This window comes from Shimia sp. Alg240-R146 (genome assembly GCF_947331465.1).
GTDB lineage: Bacteria > Pseudomonadota > Alphaproteobacteria > Rhodobacterales > Rhodobacteraceae > Shimia.
Genome location: NZ_CAMZOK010000001.1, coordinates 1,861,211 through 1,877,431, shown reverse-complemented (window position 1 = coordinate 1,877,431; position 16,221 = coordinate 1,861,211). Strand labels below are relative to the sequence as shown.

The window sequence follows — 16,221 nt, the reverse complement described above, 5'->3', positions numbered from 1 at the left end:
CCCGCGCCCGCTGCCATAATACCGGCAACCTCTCTTCGCGCCTTCTACCGCAGCGCTCCTCTTGCCTTTCCTGTCCATCTGGTCAAAAACTGCCGCATGAAGACGCTGACCCAATCCCCGACCGCACCGGATTTTGTTCAAAATCCCTACCCTTTCTATGACACGGCCCGCGACGTTGGTCCGTTGGTGCATTGGGATGACTACAAAATGCCAGCTGCTATGTCCCACGATCTGGTCAGCGCGCTGTTTAAGAACCGCAAGTTTGGTCGCGAGGTTCCGCCAGAGTTCGCTCCGGACATTCCGGAACATGTTGCCGACTTCTACAAGGTCGAAGCGCACTCCATGCTCGAGCTGGAGCCACCTCGCCACACCCGCCTGCGCTCTTTGGTGCTTCGCGCGTTCACCTCGCGCTCCATCGCAGCCCTTGCCGATGGCGTCGGAACCCTGTGCCACACATTGATCGATCAGTTTCCGGACGATCAATTCGACCTGCTGGACACTTATTGTACACAAGTGCCGCTGATCACAATCGCTCGCTTGCTTGGCGTGCCAGACGAGATGGCCCCGCAGTTCCTCAAGTGGTCCAATGACATGGTGAAGATGTACACCGCCGGCCGCACCCGTTCAGATGAGGACGCCGCCAACTCTGCTGCCCGCGACTTTATGGACTATCTGAAAGTCTACATCGACGGTCGTCGCAAAACCCCGTCCGAGGATTTGATCTCACGTCTGATCGCTGCCGAGGAAGAAGGCGAGAAACTCTCTACCGATGAGCTGATCACCACCTGTATTCTGTTGTTAAACGCGGGGCATGAGGCAACAGTGCATTCGATGGGCAACGGCGTGAAAACGCTTTTGGAAGCAGGCACAAACCCGACTTGGCTAACGCCAGAGGGCATCGACAGAACGGTCGAGGAAATCCTGCGCTATGATCCACCGCTGCACATGTTCACCCGATATGCCTATGAGGACATCGAAGTCGCAGGCCACACCTTCAAACGGGGTGATCAGATCGCTCTGATGCTGGGTGCTGCCAACCGTGACCCTGCAGGCTGGTCCGATCCCAACACGTTTGATCCGACCCGCCCGATCCAAACCAACACAGCATTTGGTGGCGGTCTGCATTTCTGCGTCGGCGCGCCGCTGGCCCGACTGGAGTTGAAAATCGCGCTGCCAATCCTGTTTGATCGCTGCCCCAACTTGGCGCTTGCAGGCACACCGCAATACGCCAATGCATACCACTTCCACGGATTGGAACGGCTGGACGTCACAGTCTAATGTCAGGCCTGGCCAACGTCCGGCCTGGCGATGCGCAAACACCGCCGACGCAATACCGACGCGATACCACCGCCTTACAGACGGGTCTTTTTGGGCTCACAGCGGCAGCATGGCCGTCGATTTGATTTCTTCCATCGACAAAAGTGCTGTCACGTTGTGCACCTTCACCTCTGAAATCAGCGCCTGATAAAAGCTGTCGTAGGCCCGCGCGTTCTGCACCTGAACCTTGAGGATATAGTCGATATCACCGGCCAACCGATGCGCTTCCTGCACCTCGGGACGTTCGCGAAGCGCCGTCAGGAACTTTGCCTGCCAATCGGATTCATGTTCGCTGGTGCGGATCAGCACAAAGAAACACGCCTCAAAACCAAGCGCTTCGGCATCAAGCAACACCGTCTGCTGTTTGATCACGCCTGCTTCGCGCAATTTGCGAATCCGGTTCCACACAGGTGTCTTGCTTGACCCCACCCGCTTGGCGATTTCGTCCAACGATTGCGCCGCGTCGCGCTGCAATTCGCCAAGAATTTTCCGATCCATGTCGTCGATGCGCAATGCCATCCCAATTCCCTCGTATTTTCGGAATTCCGGCCTAGCACGGCCACGACCAAGGAACAAGCGTTTCTATTTCCCTCCGCATCTAGCGCATATACGGGAATATTTCCTATATATCACTCAAGTTCTTAAACGGGAGAGAGACAGTGCCACGTGCATTCACACCCAAAGTTGTCACCGCAAACGCCCTGATCGAAGGCGATGTAATCTACCTGACTGCCAACAACGGCTGGACTCGCGACCTGCCACAGGCCGAGTTGCTGACCGACGAGGCTCACGCCCAGCTGCGTCTGCTTGAGGCGGAGCAGCAAGTTGGCGAGATCGTCGGCGCGTATCTGGCAGACGCGGTGGCCAGCGGCAACGGTCCTGAGCCGACCCACTTCCGCGAGGATTTCCGCCGCACCGGCCCTTCGAACTATTTCCACGGCAAACAGGCTGTCGGCCAGTAACAGGCACGCAGGAGCGCACCCATGTATCATTACAACGACTTCGACAAAGCTTTCTTGGCCGAGCGCAACCGTCAGTTCCGCGCACAGGTCGAACGCCGCGTGGCCGGCAACCTGACCGAAGATGAATTCAAGCCGCTGCGCCTGATGAACGGTCTCTACCTGCAACTGCACGCCTACATGCTGCGCGTCGCCATTCCTTACGGCACGCTGTCGTCGGCACAGATGGACAAACTCGCGCTGCTGGCGGACAAGTGGGACAAGGGCTACGGCCACTTCACCACCCGCCAGAACATCCAGTACAACTGGCCCAAACTGACCGACGTGCCTGACATGCTCGACGCTTTGGGCGAAGTTGGCATGCACGCGATCCAGACCTCGGGCAACACCATCCGCAACGTAACGGCGGACCACTTCGCCGGTGCCGCTGCGGACGAAATCGAAGACCCGCGTCCGTTGGCCGAGCTGATCCGCCAATGGTCGACAGATCACCCCGAATTTCAGTTCATGGGCCGCAAGTTCAAGATCGCTGTCAGCGGTGCCGCCGCAGATCGCGCCGTGCTCAAGGCGCATGACTTGGCTGTGCGCATCGTCAAAAACGACGCCGGCGTTGTGGGCTATCAAGTGCTTGTTGGTGGTGGCCTTGGCCGCACGCCAATGATTGGCAAAGTCCTGCACGACTTCCTGCCTCGCGGAGACCTGCTGCCCTTCATCGAGGCCACAGTCTCGGTCTGGAACCAGATTGGCCGTCGCGACAACAAATATAAGGCCCGTATCAAGATCACCGTGCACGAGCACGGTCTTGAAGACATCCGCGCCCGCGTGGACGAGCGCTATGCGCAAATCCGTCCGACCTTTACCGGTGTGGATCAAGCGTTGTTCGCCGACATCCAAAACCACTTTGCCGCGCCTGCCTTCCGCAACGCGCCGACCGTGGAATTTGACAGCGCATACGAGGCCAACCCTCTGTTCCGCAGCTGGGTCGACACCAACTTGGCCGCACACCGCATCGACGGGTATGCGATTGTCACCGTGTCCCTTAAAAAACAAGGCGACACGCCGGGCGATGCGACATCCGAACAGATGCGCACGCTGGCGCAAATCGCGCGTGACTTCGGCCATGACGAGCTGCGCATCAGCCACGAGCAGAACGTGATCCTGCCGCATGTGCACAAATCGGACCTGCCCGCAGTTTACGCCGCCCTGCGCGACGTTGACCTCCACGCCGCCAACATCGGTTTGATCAGCGATATCATCGCCTGCCCCGGAATGGACTACTGCGCGCTGGCAACGGCTCGCTCGATCCCAGTGGCGCAACAGATCGCGACGCGTTTTGACGAGTTGAAGCTCGAGCATGACATCGGCCATCTGCAGATCAAAATCTCGGGCTGCATCAACGCTTGTGGTCACCACCACGTGGGCCACATCGGTATTCTGGGTCTGGACCGCGCTGGCGTGGAAAACTACCAGATCACCTTGGGTGGCGACGCCACTTGGGATGCCGCTATTGGCGAGCGCGCAGGCCCCGGTTTTGCCTATGACGAAATCGTTCCGGCCATCGAACGGCTTGTGAACGGCTATCTGGAGCTGCGCGACAGTCCGGCGGAAACCTTCCTAGCGGCCTACCGTCGCCTTGGCTTGGCCCCGTTCAAAGCTTACCTCTATCCAGAGGCACAAGACGCTAAGGTTCGGGCCAATGCAGCATGATGGGCTGTCCCCACTCACCTCTCCGCTGACCACCGGCCTTGCGCCGGGGGCCACGCGCGTTGACCCGCTGCAAGCCAAAGTGGATGCACTGAACCTGCGCTACCGCCACCACTCGGCGACTTCGGTGATGCAGGCCGCGCTCAAGGATCCGCAGGCCGGAAAACTGGCGCTGGTGTCGTCTTTTGGCGCGGAATCTGTGGTGTTGCTGCACATGGCTGCTGTTGTGGACCGCACCCTTCCGGTGATCTTTGTCGACACCGAGATGCTGTTCGCCGAAACGTTGGCTTACCAACAAGAACTCGCAGAGCGTCTGCATCTTGAAAATGTGCAGATCATCCGCGCCTCTGACGCCACAATCGCGGCTGAAGATGCGGACGGCACATTGCACCAACGCGACACCGACGCCTGCTGTAGCCTGCGCAAAACCCGCCCGCTGCAAAAGGCCCTGCGCGGCTTTGACGGCTGGATCACCGGGCGCAAACGATTTCAATCCGGCACCCGCGCCGCACTTGATTTCTTTGAGGTCGAAGACTTTACCGGCCGCATCAAGGTCAACCCGCTGGCCCATTGGGCTCCGGAAAACGTACGCGACTACATGGAAGAAAACCGCCTGCCCCGTCACCCACTTGTGGCACAAGGCTACCCGTCCATTGGCTGTGCGCCCTGCACCTCCAAAGTGGCCGAAGGCCAAGACCCTAGGTCTGGCCGTTGGCGCGGACAGGAAAAAGACGAATGTGGCATCCATTTTGTGAACGGCAAAATGGTGCGATCAGGAGAAACAACATGACTGTGATTGTAACCGACACCGGCTTTGGCGCGGACGACTACACAGGCGCCTTTGTGCCGCTGGACGAAGCCGCCAACGACGTCTCCGCTCTGGACGTGCCCTCTGACACTGACCCTGCTGAACTGATCAAAAATCTCGCCGGCGTCGAAATGATCCGCGTCGATTTTCCGTCATTCGCTGACGGGCGCGGCTTTACCATCGCACGCCATTTGCGCCTGAACGGCTACCAAGGCCGCCTGCGGGCCAGGGGCCATGTGATTTCTGACCAATACGCCATGGCCCGTCGCGTCGGCTTTGACGAAGTGGAAATTTCCGACGACCTCGCAAAACGTCAGCCCGAGGCCGAATGGACCTTCCGAGCCGGCTGGAAAGCCCATGACTATCAGGCCCGCATGCGCGGCTAACACATAGCAAAATCGTAATGCGACCTTGCGTTAAATCAAAGCCGCATTGCCGATATGCCTTTAAATGACACCTGAAACTGCTAGATGAGGGGCAAGGGTTACTCCTGCCCGAGATGTGATTATGAACGAGCAAACACCCGTGACAACCGCGCCCGCCGCCAAGGCCCCGAAGCTGCCCAACACCGAAACCGTGACCGAGGTGAAGCACTACACCGACCGTCTGTTTTCGTTCAAATGCACGCGCCCCGCATCGCTGCGCTTCCGTTCGGGCGAATTTGTGATGATCGGCCTGATGGGCGATGTGAACCCCAAGACCGGCAAACAGGTACCTCTGCTGCGCGCCTATTCCATCGCCTCCGCCAGCTGGGAAGAGGAAATGGAGTTCTACTCGATCAAGGTGCAGGACGGTCCGCTGACCTCCAAATTGCAGCACATCAAAGTGGGCGACGAAATCTTTATGAAGCCCAAGCCCGTTGGCACGCTGGTGCACGACGCGCTGATCCCTGGCAAGCGCATGTGGTTCTTTGCCACCGGCACCGGATTTGCGCCCTTTGCCTCCCTGCTGCGCGAACCGCAGACTTATGAGGATTACGACGAAATCATCATCACCCACACCTGCCGTCAGGCGGATGAGCTGATCTATGGCCGCAACATCATCGACTCGCTCAAAGAAGACGAACTTCTGAACGAGGTGATCGGCGAAGGCTTCTGGAAGAAGATCAAATACTACCCCACCACCACCCGCGAAGAGAGCGCCAAGATGGGCCGGATCACTGACCTGATCAACTCGGGCGAAGCCTACAAAGATCTCGGCGTGGAACCGCTCTGCCCGCAAAACGACCGCGCGATGATCTGTGGCAATTTGGCGTTCAACCTCGAACTCAAAGCCATGCTCGAAGCGGCTGGTCTTGAAGAAGGCGCGAACTCCAAACCTGCGCAATACGTGGTGGAAAAAGCCTTCCTCGACTGAGGCTTACGAGAAGCAATTAAAGCGCCTTCGGTCACGAGATCGCGGGCGCTTTTCTTTTGAAACACGCCATTTTCAGTCCACCCAAAAAAGACAGCTTACGACAAGGGCGACTGCTGCAGCCCAATCAAGAGCTTCCTCAGAAGCACCGCCAGTTGCTCCGTTTCGGCTTCCGACAAAATTCCACCGATCAGTGTCTGGTTCGCCGTCACAAGTTCCTTTGAAATAGCTCGCGCTTTGCCATCTCCCGTCGGTGTCAGTTTGACCAACCGGCTGCGCTTGTCCTGAGGGTTTGGGATGCGATCGACGTAACCGTCCTTTTCAAGCCCGTTCAGCATCTTTGTGAGACCACCAGAACTGACTTGCGCCGCGGAATACAGTTGGGTGGGTGACAAGACCAATTCAGGGCCGGCAGATTGTAACGAAATCAGTGTCACAAACTGCGACCATGTCACCCCATGCGCCTCAACAACGCGATGATCATTGTCCCAGATGATGTTTCTGCTGCGAAAAAGCGCCGGAACAATCCGCGCGGCAACGGGCACATCGGGTACTTGCGTGTCATTGTCAGAAGCCGCCACACATCTCTCCGCTCTTGCTACTCTCCTGAACCTGAAGATTCTTCTTGCCGATCACAATAGAGCAATTTATCTTTCCGGAAAGATAAATTGATAGGATTGCAAACAATGACAACTTACAAACATGCTTTGTGGATCAGGATCGCCTTGGGCGCCCTCGCAACGATCATCCTGCTGTTCACCATTCCGGCCTACCTTAACCCCGCAAACAATCCGGGTTTGAAATCACTGACCGGCGAGGCCGCTTCGCTCGGTTCGGTCGCTGGACTTTTTCTGGGCCGGCAACTGACGGTCGCCTTGATCGCGCTCTACGCCGCTATTCGCGGCACAACCGAATCTTTGTTGATCGGTGCTTTTGGCATTGCCGCCATCAACTTTCACGACGCGATATTTGTGGGAGCCTATGGCGGTCTGAAACCCGGATCCGTGATGGGGTTGGTGTTTGGCCTGTTGTCAGTCGGCCTTATGTGGGCTGTTCTGCGCGGGCGTGAAAAGCCTGCCCCCGCATAAAGCCAACGCAGGCTAACAAATTCCCAAATACCGCTCCGGTCAGAACCGCCCGGAGTGTTGGGGCCGGTGTGTTGGTTTCATCAGTCATGAGATCAATCTCCAAAAAATATAGTCGAGCTCACATGTGAGCATTGAACCAAGCGGCCATTCCATCTGCGGACGGTTCCACATCGCGTGACTTGTAATAGAGGTCAAAGTGGCCAGCATCGGCCAATTTCAGCGCCCAAACATCGAACGGCGGCATTGCGGGACTAAGCTGCCGTTGCACCATAAGCGGGACCCACCGCGTCCGAACCGAGGGGTGGAAGCGAAGCGCCCGCCCCGTGGGGGCGGTTCGGGCGCTGCCAAAGCATAGCTTTGGCAATGGAGGAGCTCTGGATTGTTCTGGCCACATTGATTGTCCGCTTGGCGGGACCTTTCTGCCGTCCGCAATCTAGCCTGCGGCTTAGTGTTCTTCCCGTTTTTTTGGCAATTCCCAAGCTTCAGGTATATCCGGGAAGTGCCCCCAGTGGCTCCAGTCATCATAGCTTTGTGCTTTGGACCGTGAGGCTAGGCCCCATCGTGGAGGATCAGGCCAACCAAAATATACATTATCCATGAGTATTAAGTATTCGTCCTCGAGTGACGCTACATAAGCAATGTCATGTGATTGGAACCAAGCCCTTTTCTTGCCAAATATGCCTTCTGCCGGAAAGCTCTCCCAGAGCACAGGGTTCCATCGAATGGCGCGTTCTGCTCGTTTCAAGAAGCCCTTTTTTTGCTTCTCGGCAGCCTTCACCTCCATCGGCCACGGGACAGGCTCCCAGTCAGGAAGTACTTCTGTTGGGTATTTTCTTGTGAAGAACCGTTTCCAAGCCATACAAATTTCTAACTAAATCAATAGTGGTGTTTCAAGTATCGCTATGGGCTCAAACCTGATGTTCTATCAATCAGCATCATCCGCGTTCCTAGGCCAATGCCTCGGCGGGAAAAACAGTTTTGAAGCCGTGATATTTATGGTCCTCGCCGTGTCTCACTCAAACGCGCTCAAATCTTCCGGCGCATGCAAAAGCGTTGTGTCATACTTCGTCAGACCATCTTCCATCGCCAACCAAGGCAACTTGTCCTTCCAGTTCACATGAAAGGTCGGATTGAACTTGGTTGGGTCCTCTAACGACGCGGCGTAAAGGTGCATCCCTCCCGCATAGTGATCCGCCTCAAACCCCATCGGCGCGCCGCAGTCGGCGCAGAAGTGGCGGTAAACACCCTTTGAGCTTTCCAGCGTTCTGGGCGCCTGCCCCGTCCAGCGAAAGTTTCTAAGCGGCACACCAAGCCACGCCACCACAGGCGCGGAACAATTGCGTCGGCAGTCGTCGCAGTGGCAATAGCACTCCCACGTGCTTGCGCCCTCATATTCCCACGTAGTTTTCCTGCAAAAACAAAATCCGCGCGTTGTCATGGCATCCCCCAATGTTTTCAAAAGGCTAAGACACCAAAATTGGACTTTGCCCGTCAAAAACGACACCTCAAACTCGCAGAGCGCTGCGCCCACCATTGACGTGATACTTTTAGGTATCATATATAGGATACCAAATAGTATCACTTAAGGAGGTCAGAATGCCGCTCGAAACACAGAGTACCGACGCAAACTACAGTGCCACGATTTCGGTTCCAACTGATGTCGCGACCGCCCGCGCTGCATTGTTTGACGACATGCATATTTGGTGGACCACTCGCGCCGAGCGCACGCCAACTGGCGTGACCGTACGGTTCAACGACAGCCATGCCAGCTTTGCTTTTGACGCTGAAAATCCCCTGACGTGGCTGTGCACCGACGCGCATATGATCATCAACGACTATGATCCTGCCGAATGGATTGGCACGCACTTGCGATGGGACATCGCCCAAACACAAACCGGATGCGACATCACCTTGGAACATGTGGGGCTGAACGCCAATCTCGCCTGCCTCGATGTCTGCACCCGCGGCTGGGAAAGCTTCTTTGAAACCAGCCTCAAGGCACATTTATCCGGCGGCACCCCCGCCCCCGAAACCAAGTAACCGGAGCCCAAAATGCCGCCAAACCTACAACCCGTGTTCCGCGCCCTGGGCGACCCAACCCGCCGCGATATCCTGCGCATGTTGGGACAGGAACCAATGACCATTGCCGAAGTATCAGAGCACTTCGACATGACTCGCGCCGCCGTCAAAAAGCATCTGGTGATGTTGTCTGATGGCGGGTTGATCAACGTGGAACCCCGCGGGAGGGAAAAAGTGAATTCCCTCAACGCTGCGGCGCTGAAACCGGTTTTTGAATGGCTCAGCTGGTTTGACAAATTCTGGGACGACCGTCTCGACGCTTTGAAAACTGCCATTGAAAAGGATCAATCACATGACACTGGACGCAACAATGACTGAAGTATCGCTCGACACCACCATTCGCAAATCCGTCTTTCTGGCCGCGCCCAAAGCCCGCGTGTGGGACTTTCTGACCAAGGCCGATCTGCTCGGAAACTGGTTTCATCCTGCTGATGCCGACTTGGCGGAAGGCGAGGACTACATGCTGCGCTCAGAAAAAGACGGCGATCGGATGTGCTGGGGCAAAGTCGAAGAGGCCACGCCGCACGACTACATGAAATGGAGCTTTACCGTCGGCCCGATGGAAGGCGCGATGACAACTGTGGAATGGCATCTGCATGAGGCACCAGGCGGCACACGCTTATCGCTGGTGCACAGCGGGTTGCCAAAAAATGCGGACGCTTTCGGCCTTGTGATGGCGCTCGACAAAGGTTGGCACGGGTTCCTGTCAAACCTGCACGGCATGGAATGACCGACTTGCGTCAGCGGCGGTGAATATCCCGCTGACGCACGGGGCGCTCTGGTTTGATTTTCACCGGCACAGCGCTTGTAAAAACAACCGGAAGCGCATCGCGCTTGCCGCCGCCCGGTTTATCGTCATCACGCGCCATGCGCATGATCGAGATACCGAACTGCACCCCGGCAAAAACGATCCCGTTGAGAAACCACAACATAAAGAGCGCGATAAAGCCGCCGGATGTGTTGGTTATCAAATGGGTGAGATTGGCCACATTGGCCCACAAAAGTAGGGCGACAAACGCAGCTGAGAGTGCAAAACCAATCAGAACTTGGGTGATATAAAGTCGAATGAGCTTTGGCACGACGGCCCCCTTTTTTCTAAGGAAACACTACGCCCTATTCGCTACCGGACAAAATCACTTCGCCGCGACAAAGCCGCGCGGCAGCTTGTTCAGAAGGCTTCGGGTCTGGCCTCACGCGCCATATGATCCAGCACCGCGTTCACGAACTTAGGTTCTTTGCCTTCAGGAAAGAACGCCGTCGCGATGGCCACATATTCCGAAATCACCACTTTGGGCGGCGTGGTGCTTTGCACCAATTCGGCACCCGCGGCGCGGAACAAGGCCCGCAAAGTTGGGTCAATGCGGTCGATCGGCCAAGCTGTCGCCAACGCGCGGTCGGTCATCTGATCAATTTGCGCCTGATAGTTCACTGCATCGCCAAGGGTTTTCACAAACAGATCGTGGTCGCCCTCGATCATGTCAGAGGCGTCATCAATCTCGGCGCCAAACCGGTGATCCAGAAACTCAACCCGCACCTGTTCTACGGTCTGGCTGGAAGATTCCATCTGAAACAGCGCCTGCACTGCATAGAGGCGGGACGCGGATTTCATCTTACGTTTCTGGTTGCCGGAAATAGTCATGCGGTTGGATTGTCCTTGAGCTCACCAGCGAGTTTGTATTCCTCAGAGTCTGGTAAAAACCCGACTCCTTTTCGCTGAGCGCCCCACTTACGGCCCAATGCAATAAGATGCAAGGCCGCAGCCGCCGCGCCGCCCCCTTTGTTCTGATCCGCCGGATCTGCGCGCACTTCCGCCTGTTTGCGGTTTTCCACGGTCAGGATTCCGTTGCCGATGCACAGTCCTTGAAGACCAAGCAACTGGATAGCACGACTGCTGTCGTTGCAGACGGTTTCATAATGCGTGGTTTCACCGCGAATAACGCACCCAAGCGCAACGTAGCCGTCAAAGTTGGACATGCGTTCCGCAATGCCGATGGCCGTCGGAATTTCCAACGCGCCGGGCACTTGGACAACCTCATAAGTGCCGCCAGCGGCTTCGATTTCGGCCACGGCACCGGCCAACATATTGTCGGCGATGTCCTTATAGTAAGGCGACATAACGACGGCGAGTTTGACCGACTTGTCAAATTCCGCGCGCGGCATGATGTAGTGTTTTTCGGCACCGGCCATGACTTATCCTTCCGACAAAATCGGGCGTGTGCCCACAATAGAAAGCCCGTAAGCGTCCAGCCCGAGATACTTGGTCTGCGGGCTATCTGTCAGCAAAACCAGCTCCGTCGCGCCGAGGTTGGACAAAATTTGTGCTCCCAAACCGGTGCGCTTGACCGTGCGGGGGCCTTCATCCTCATCAGCATAAAGGCTGTGGCGCGGCTCACGGAACAGGCAAATTGCCCCTCGGCCTTCGGCCGCAATCTTTTCCATCGCTGCGGGCAATTCGCGGGTTGATTTTGGACCCAACCCCAAAATGTCGCTGGCTTCGTGCATGGCATGCGTACGCACCAAAACCGGCGCGTCTGTTGTGATGTCACCTTTGATCATCACCACATGTTCTACGCCGTGGATCTGGTCAGTGAAGATCCGCATGTCCCACTCACCGCCATACTCGGAGGACACGGTTTCGCGTTTGGTTTCGACCACTTCGTTGTCATTGCGGGAGCGATACGTGATCAGATCACTGATTGTGCCGATCTTAAGGTCGTGTTTTTTGGCAAATTCGACCAACTCCGGCAGGCGCGACATGGTGCCATCGTCATTCATGATCTCGCAGATCACCGCGCTCGGGTGACAGCCCGCCAGACGGGAAATGTCAACCGACGCCTCGGTATGGCCGGCCCGCACCAATACACCGCCCCGCTTGGCACGCAGCGGAAAGACATGGCCAGGCGTTGCAAGGCTGGCCATCGTGTTTTGTTCGTTGATCGCAGTCGCGATGGTCAGCGCGCGATCGCCCGCCGAGATCCCCGTGCTGACGCCTTCCCGCGCTTCAATGGACACAGTAAAGGCCGTTTCATGGCGCGACGAGTTGTTCACCGCCATCATCGGCAATCCAAGACGGTCAATACGCTCAGCCGTCATCGGCAAACAGATCAGGCCACGACCGTGGGTGGCCATAAAGTTGACTGCATCCGCATCGGCAAACTCCGCCGGGATGATCAGGTCACCTTCGTTTTCACGGTCCTCGTGATCCACAAGGATGTACATCTTGCCGGCGCGGGCATCGGCAATGATGTCTTCAATGGGGCTGATGGCATCGCGCAGGCTTTGCTCAACGGGGCCGGGATTTTCAAAGGACATAAGCAGTCTCCGTCTGTTGCCGCTCAGATAGACCATGCCCGCCACGATTGCCAGTGCGCTCGCGACGGGATTTTGTTCAAAAACGCAACGAAACAGTGCTTCACCGCACGGCCCACAACAACACTCCCGCCATCTACGTCCTTCTTTCAGAAGACCTTAAGATGTTGGGCCCGGCTCAACTGGCGTTGAGCCTGATTGGGTATTTTGAGCCAGAAAGAAAAGCCAGACAAAAAACCAAAGGCCGTGCCTTCTTCTTTCTGGCTCAAAATACCCCGGGGGCGAGCGCGACAGCGCGAGGGGGCTGGCCCCCATTTGCCTTTTTTGATCAGCCGCCCATTTCGGCCAACCGGGCCACATAGCGCGCAAGCGTGTCAATTTCGAGGTTGATTGCATCCCCGACCTTGGCTGCGCCCCATGTGGTGACTTCTTTGGTGTGCGGAATGATGTTGATGCCAAACTCACATCCATCGACTTCGTTTACTGTCAACGAGGTGCCGTTAAGCGCCACCGATCCTTTGGGTGCGATGAATTTAGCCAAAGCCTCTGGCGCGCGAAAAGTAAAGCGCGTGCTGTCGCCTTCATCCTGCATCGCAACCAATTCTGCCACGCCATCCACGTGACCGGACACAATGTGCCCGCCCAATTCGTCACCGACTTTCAGCGCGCGTTCAAGGTTCACGGCCTTGCCTTCAACCCAACTCCCGAGATTGGTTTTGGATACGGTTTCAGCACTGATCTCAACGTCATACCAATCCGACCCCAATTCAACGACCGTCAGGCAGACGCCATCACTGGCAATCGAAGCTCCCAGATCAATACCAGCAGTGTCATAGCCCGTGCCAATGCGTGCCCGCAGATCGCCGCGTTTTTCCAGCGCGCGCACCTCGCCGATGTCGGTGATGATTCCGGTGAACATAAGGGCTCCTCGCTTAAAGACTTTGTTGCGACCAGACCTACTCCCGCGGCCCCAAGGAGGCAACCCGTTCGCGGCACACGGACCCGCGCCTCATGCCCTAATTTTGCCGCACCGGAAGGCTAACGTCGCGCATCACTTTGTTCTATAACCTGAGCGCAATGACCCAAAAAGACGACACAAAACGCGTATTTCTGTTCCTGCAAGGACCGCATGGTCCGTTTTTCCGCAGGCTTGCCCGGATGCTGCAACGCTCCGGCGCAGACGTGTGGCGTGTTGGCTTTAACGCCGGCGACAGCGTCTTTTGGCCCAACCGCGCGACCTTCTTGCCTTACCGCGGGACGCTTGAGGCATGGCAGGGGCATTTCCGCGAACTGGCCGCTGACAAGGGCATCACGGATATTGTTCTTTACGGCGACGTGCGCCCGATACACGCCCAAGCGATTGCGGCTGCAAAGGACATGGGGCTCGGCATTCATGTCTTTGAAGAAGGCTACTTGCGCCCCTACTGGGTGACCTATGAGCGTGGCGGATCCAACGGCCATTCCCGTTTGATGTCGATGTCAATTCCTCAGATGCAGACTGCATTGGACGGGGCCGATCTGGAAACACCGATGCCACCCGGTCATTGGGGGGACATGCGTCAGCACGTCTTTTACGGCGCGCTCTACCATTTCTTTGTGATGTTCGCGAACCGGCGTTATCGTAACTTTCGCCCACACCGCGCGCTCAGCGTGGCTCAGGAATTCCAGCTTTATATCAAACGTCTGATCCTGATGCCGTTTCTCGCCATAGACCGCCGCATCTCGACGTTGCGCATTCGCTTTGGCGGGTTCCCGTATCATCTCGCCTTGCTGCAACTGGAACACGACAGCAGCTTTCAGCAGCACTCGCCCTTTGACAGCATGACCGATTTTCTTGCCCTTGTGATTGAGAATTTCGCGCAAGGCGCACCCAAGCACCATCATCTTGTGTTCAAAGCCCACCCGCTTGAGGACGGGCGTGCGCCACTGCGGCGCGAAATCAAGAAACTGGCTCGTGAACACGGCGTTACCGGTCGCGTCCATTGGGTGCGCGGCGGCAAGCTGGCGCAGCTTTTGAACGACGCGCGCACGGCTGTGACTGTGAACTCCACGGCCGCGCAACAGGTGCTTTGGCGCGGCATTCCGCTCAAGGTATTTGGCGATGCGGTCTACAATCAGCCCGAGTTTGTCAGCACCCAGCCTCTTTCGGATTTCTTTGCAGGTGCGGGCCGTCCGGACAATCAGGCGTACAAGGTCTTTCGCCGTTATTTGCTTGAAACCAGCCAAGTTGCTGGCGGATTTTACTCCTCGGGCGGGCGGCGTCAGCTGCTTCGACAGGTTGTCGACATGATGCTCTCCCCGCATGATCCCTATGAAGCGCTTGACGCGGGAACAGCGGCACCAAGGCAACAGTTGCGGCTTGTGAAGTAGCAGACACAAAGTCTAGCGCTGGATTTTTGGTTTGGATTCCGCTAAGTTGCAGTCAAAACCTGAGGCAGAATAATAACAGGTCGAGGAGACCGAGCAGTGAAATCCTTAGAAACACGATGGGCGAAGTCCGTCGCGGTCCTTGCGGTTACAGCATTGGTCGCGTCCTGCTCTATCATCCCACGTCCTGGTCCGAACAAGCGCGAAATCTACGCTGGATCAGTGCAAAAAGAAGGCGACGCCTTTGTTGTTGCCGTCAATGATCGCGTGACGCGCGCCACAGCTGTGGTGCCGGCACTTGGTTTTAATGACGCGTTCAAGAACGCCGGACAGCTCGGATCTGATACAATTCGTCCCGGCGATATCCTATCGCTCACCATTTGGGAAAACGTGGACAAACCTCTGCTTGGCCCCGAAGGTCAGGTCGCGGCGATCCTCGAAGAAGTTCAGGTTGACGGCGCCGGGTTCATTTTTGTGCCTTATGCGGGTCGCATCCGCGCATCGGGCAACACGCCCGAAGGCATCCGCCGCATCATTTCCGCCAAACTCGAAGAACAGACGCCTGATCCACAGGTCGAAGTGCGCCGCGCCGCTGGCGATGGCGCCACTGTTTCGCTGGTCGGCACCGTCGGTGCTCAAGGCGTCTATCCAATCGAGCGCCCCACACGCACGCTGTCGACAATGCTGGCCCATGCCGGCGGTGTGACGATTGTGCCCGAGATCGCGCAAATCACGGTGCTGCGCAGCGGTACATCGGGCAAAATTTGGTTTCAGGATCTGTATGAGCATCCCGAACTCGACATCGCCTTGCGCGGTGGCGACCGCATCCTTGTCGAAGAAGACACCCGCGCCTTCACCGCACTTGGTGCAACAGGCACGCAAAGCCGCGTGAGTTTCTTCACCAAAGACCTTTCTGCCATTGAGGCAATCGCACAGGTCGGCGGCCTGCTGGCCACCACCAGCGATCCCACGGGTGTGTTTGTATTCCGCAACGAGGCTGAGCCCGTGTCCAATCAGGTGCTGGGACGCAGCGATCTGAGCGGCGCGCAGCGCATGGTCTATGTGCTTGACCTGACCAAGCCCAACGGCATGTTCATGGCGCGCGACTTTGTGATCCGCGACGGCGACACACTTTACGTCACCGAAGCACCGATCACCACGTGGAACAAAACCATTGCCGCCATCACCGGCACGGCCACTTCGGCTGACACGCTCAGCTCGCTTGGCAGCCTCTAAG

The 16,221-nt window shown here is 57.0% G+C and carries 21 protein-coding genes; 12 read left to right on the top strand and 9 right to left on the bottom strand.

The features are described 5' to 3' along the window. The first annotated feature begins 96 nt into the window (after nt 1-96). Complete coding sequence (locus PG871_RS09090; protein WP_270728573.1) at nt 97-1,278, top strand: cytochrome P450; 1,182 nt, start codon at nt 97-99, stop codon at nt 1,276-1,278. Nucleotides 1,279-1,374: 96 nt separating this feature from the next. Here the strand turns inward: PG871_RS09090 and PG871_RS09085 are convergent, their stop codons facing one another. Continuing rightward, nucleotides 1,375-1,836 carry an Lrp/AsnC family transcriptional regulator gene (locus PG871_RS09085; RefSeq protein WP_270728571.1) on the bottom strand — a complete coding sequence of 154 codons (462 nt, stop codon included), beginning with the start codon at nt 1,834-1,836 and terminating at the stop codon, nt 1,375-1,377. A 140-nt stretch (nt 1,837-1,976) separates the two neighbouring features. On the opposite strand from PG871_RS09085, the gene PG871_RS09080 reads away from it, so the two are divergent. The 5 genes from PG871_RS09080 to PG871_RS09060 all read left to right on the top strand — a co-directional run bounded on the left by PG871_RS09080 (nt 1,977) and on the right by PG871_RS09060 (nt 6,144). Beyond that, on the top strand, nt 1,977-2,279 hold the full coding sequence (locus tag PG871_RS09080) for a DUF2849 domain-containing protein (protein ID WP_270728570.1): 303 nt from the start codon (nt 1,977-1,979) through the stop codon (nt 2,277-2,279). A 21-nt stretch (nt 2,280-2,300) separates the two neighbouring features. Continuing rightward, nucleotides 2,301-3,983 (top strand): nitrite/sulfite reductase, encoded by a 1,683-nt coding sequence (locus PG871_RS09075; protein ID WP_270728568.1) that lies wholly within the window; start codon nt 2,301-2,303, stop codon nt 3,981-3,983. Continuing rightward, entirely contained in the window at nt 3,973-4,770 is a 798-nt protein-coding gene (locus PG871_RS09070; RefSeq protein WP_270728566.1) for a phosphoadenylyl-sulfate reductase, read from the top strand. The genes PG871_RS09075 and PG871_RS09070 overlap by 11 nt, the downstream gene beginning before the upstream one ends. After that, the gene (locus PG871_RS09065) at nt 4,767-5,174 is read left to right on the top strand and encodes a DUF934 domain-containing protein (protein ID WP_270728563.1); all 408 of its coding nucleotides are present in this window, start codon (nt 4,767-4,769) and stop codon (nt 5,172-5,174) included. The genes PG871_RS09070 and PG871_RS09065 overlap by 4 nt, the downstream gene beginning before the upstream one ends. Nucleotides 5,175-5,295: 121 nt before the next feature. After that, complete coding sequence (locus PG871_RS09060) at nt 5,296-6,144, top strand: ferredoxin--NADP reductase (protein WP_270728560.1); 849 nt, start codon at nt 5,296-5,298, stop codon at nt 6,142-6,144. A gap of 95 nt (nt 6,145-6,239) precedes the next feature. On the opposite strand, the gene PG871_RS09055 is transcribed toward PG871_RS09060, so the two are convergent. Continuing rightward, a complete protein-coding gene (locus PG871_RS09055) occupies nt 6,240-6,722 on the bottom strand; it encodes a MarR family winged helix-turn-helix transcriptional regulator (protein WP_270728559.1) in 483 nt (160 codons plus the stop codon). Between the two features lie 105 nt (nt 6,723-6,827). On the opposite strand from PG871_RS09055, the gene PG871_RS09050 reads away from it, so the two are divergent. Next, nucleotides 6,828-7,229, top strand: coding sequence for a hypothetical protein (locus tag PG871_RS09050; protein ID WP_270728558.1), 402 nt, complete (start codon nt 6,828-6,830; stop codon nt 7,227-7,229). Nucleotides 7,230-7,674: 445 nt separating this feature from the next. Here the strand turns inward: PG871_RS09050 and PG871_RS09045 are convergent, their stop codons facing one another. After that, nucleotides 7,675-8,088, bottom strand: a complete 414-nt coding sequence (locus tag PG871_RS09045) for a hypothetical protein (protein ID WP_270728557.1) — start codon at nt 8,086-8,088, stop codon at nt 7,675-7,677. Between the two features lie 153 nt (nt 8,089-8,241). Further along, the gene (locus tag PG871_RS09040; protein ID WP_270728554.1) at nt 8,242-8,667 is read right to left on the bottom strand and encodes a GFA family protein; all 426 of its coding nucleotides are present in this window, start codon (nt 8,665-8,667) and stop codon (nt 8,242-8,244) included. Between the two features lie 158 nt (nt 8,668-8,825). Here PG871_RS09040 and PG871_RS09035 point away from each other — a divergent pair, with 158 nt between their 5' ends. Genes PG871_RS09035 through PG871_RS09025 form a run of 3 tightly spaced genes read left to right on the top strand, consistent with a single transcriptional unit; the run spans nt 8,826 to nt 10,038 of the window. Further along, nucleotides 8,826-9,269 carry a hypothetical protein gene (locus PG871_RS09035; RefSeq protein ID WP_270728552.1) on the top strand — a complete coding sequence of 148 codons (444 nt, stop codon included), beginning with the start codon at nt 8,826-8,828 and terminating at the stop codon, nt 9,267-9,269. Between the two features lie 12 nt (nt 9,270-9,281). Beyond that, entirely contained in the window at nt 9,282-9,626 is a 345-nt protein-coding gene (locus PG871_RS09030; protein ID WP_270728549.1) for an ArsR/SmtB family transcription factor, read from the top strand. Further along, a complete protein-coding gene (locus PG871_RS09025) occupies nt 9,601-10,038 on the top strand; it encodes an SRPBCC family protein (RefSeq protein ID WP_270728546.1) in 438 nt (145 codons plus the stop codon). Before PG871_RS09030 ends, PG871_RS09025 begins: the two co-directional genes overlap by 26 nt. Before the next feature lie 10 nt (nt 10,039-10,048). Here PG871_RS09025 and PG871_RS09020 read toward each other — a convergent pair whose 3' ends face one another. The 5 genes from PG871_RS09020 to PG871_RS09000 all read right to left on the bottom strand — a co-directional run bounded on the left by PG871_RS09020 (nt 10,049) and on the right by PG871_RS09000 (nt 13,536). Then, a complete protein-coding gene (locus tag PG871_RS09020; RefSeq protein ID WP_270728545.1) occupies nt 10,049-10,387 on the bottom strand; it encodes a hypothetical protein in 339 nt (112 codons plus the stop codon). 89 nt (nt 10,388-10,476) lie between these two features. Next, a complete protein-coding gene (nusB, locus tag PG871_RS09015) occupies nt 10,477-10,947 on the bottom strand; it encodes a transcription antitermination factor NusB (protein WP_270728542.1) in 471 nt (156 codons plus the stop codon). Further along, nucleotides 10,944-11,495 (bottom strand): 6,7-dimethyl-8-ribityllumazine synthase, encoded by a 552-nt coding sequence (locus PG871_RS09010; protein ID WP_270728541.1) that lies wholly within the window; start codon nt 11,493-11,495, stop codon nt 10,944-10,946. Before PG871_RS09010 ends, nusB begins: the two co-directional genes overlap by 4 nt. A 3-nt stretch (nt 11,496-11,498) precedes the next feature. Beyond that, nucleotides 11,499-12,620 carry a 3,4-dihydroxy-2-butanone-4-phosphate synthase gene (ribB, locus tag PG871_RS09005; protein WP_270728539.1) on the bottom strand — a complete coding sequence of 374 codons (1,122 nt, stop codon included), beginning with the start codon at nt 12,618-12,620 and terminating at the stop codon, nt 11,499-11,501. Between the two features lie 325 nt (nt 12,621-12,945). Next, entirely contained in the window at nt 12,946-13,536 is a 591-nt protein-coding gene (locus PG871_RS09000; RefSeq protein ID WP_270728537.1) for a riboflavin synthase, read from the bottom strand. A gap of 158 nt (nt 13,537-13,694) precedes the next feature. Here PG871_RS09000 and PG871_RS08995 point away from each other — a divergent pair, with 158 nt between their 5' ends. Both PG871_RS08995 and PG871_RS08990 read left to right on the top strand, forming a co-directional pair. Continuing rightward, nucleotides 13,695-14,987, top strand: coding sequence for a capsule biosynthesis protein (locus tag PG871_RS08995; RefSeq protein ID WP_270728535.1), 1,293 nt, complete (start codon nt 13,695-13,697; stop codon nt 14,985-14,987). Between the two features lie 96 nt (nt 14,988-15,083). Further along, nucleotides 15,084-16,220 (top strand): polysaccharide biosynthesis/export family protein, encoded by a 1,137-nt coding sequence (locus PG871_RS08990; RefSeq protein WP_270728533.1) that lies wholly within the window; start codon nt 15,084-15,086, stop codon nt 16,218-16,220. The last annotated feature ends 1 nt before the right edge of the window (nt 16,221 follow it).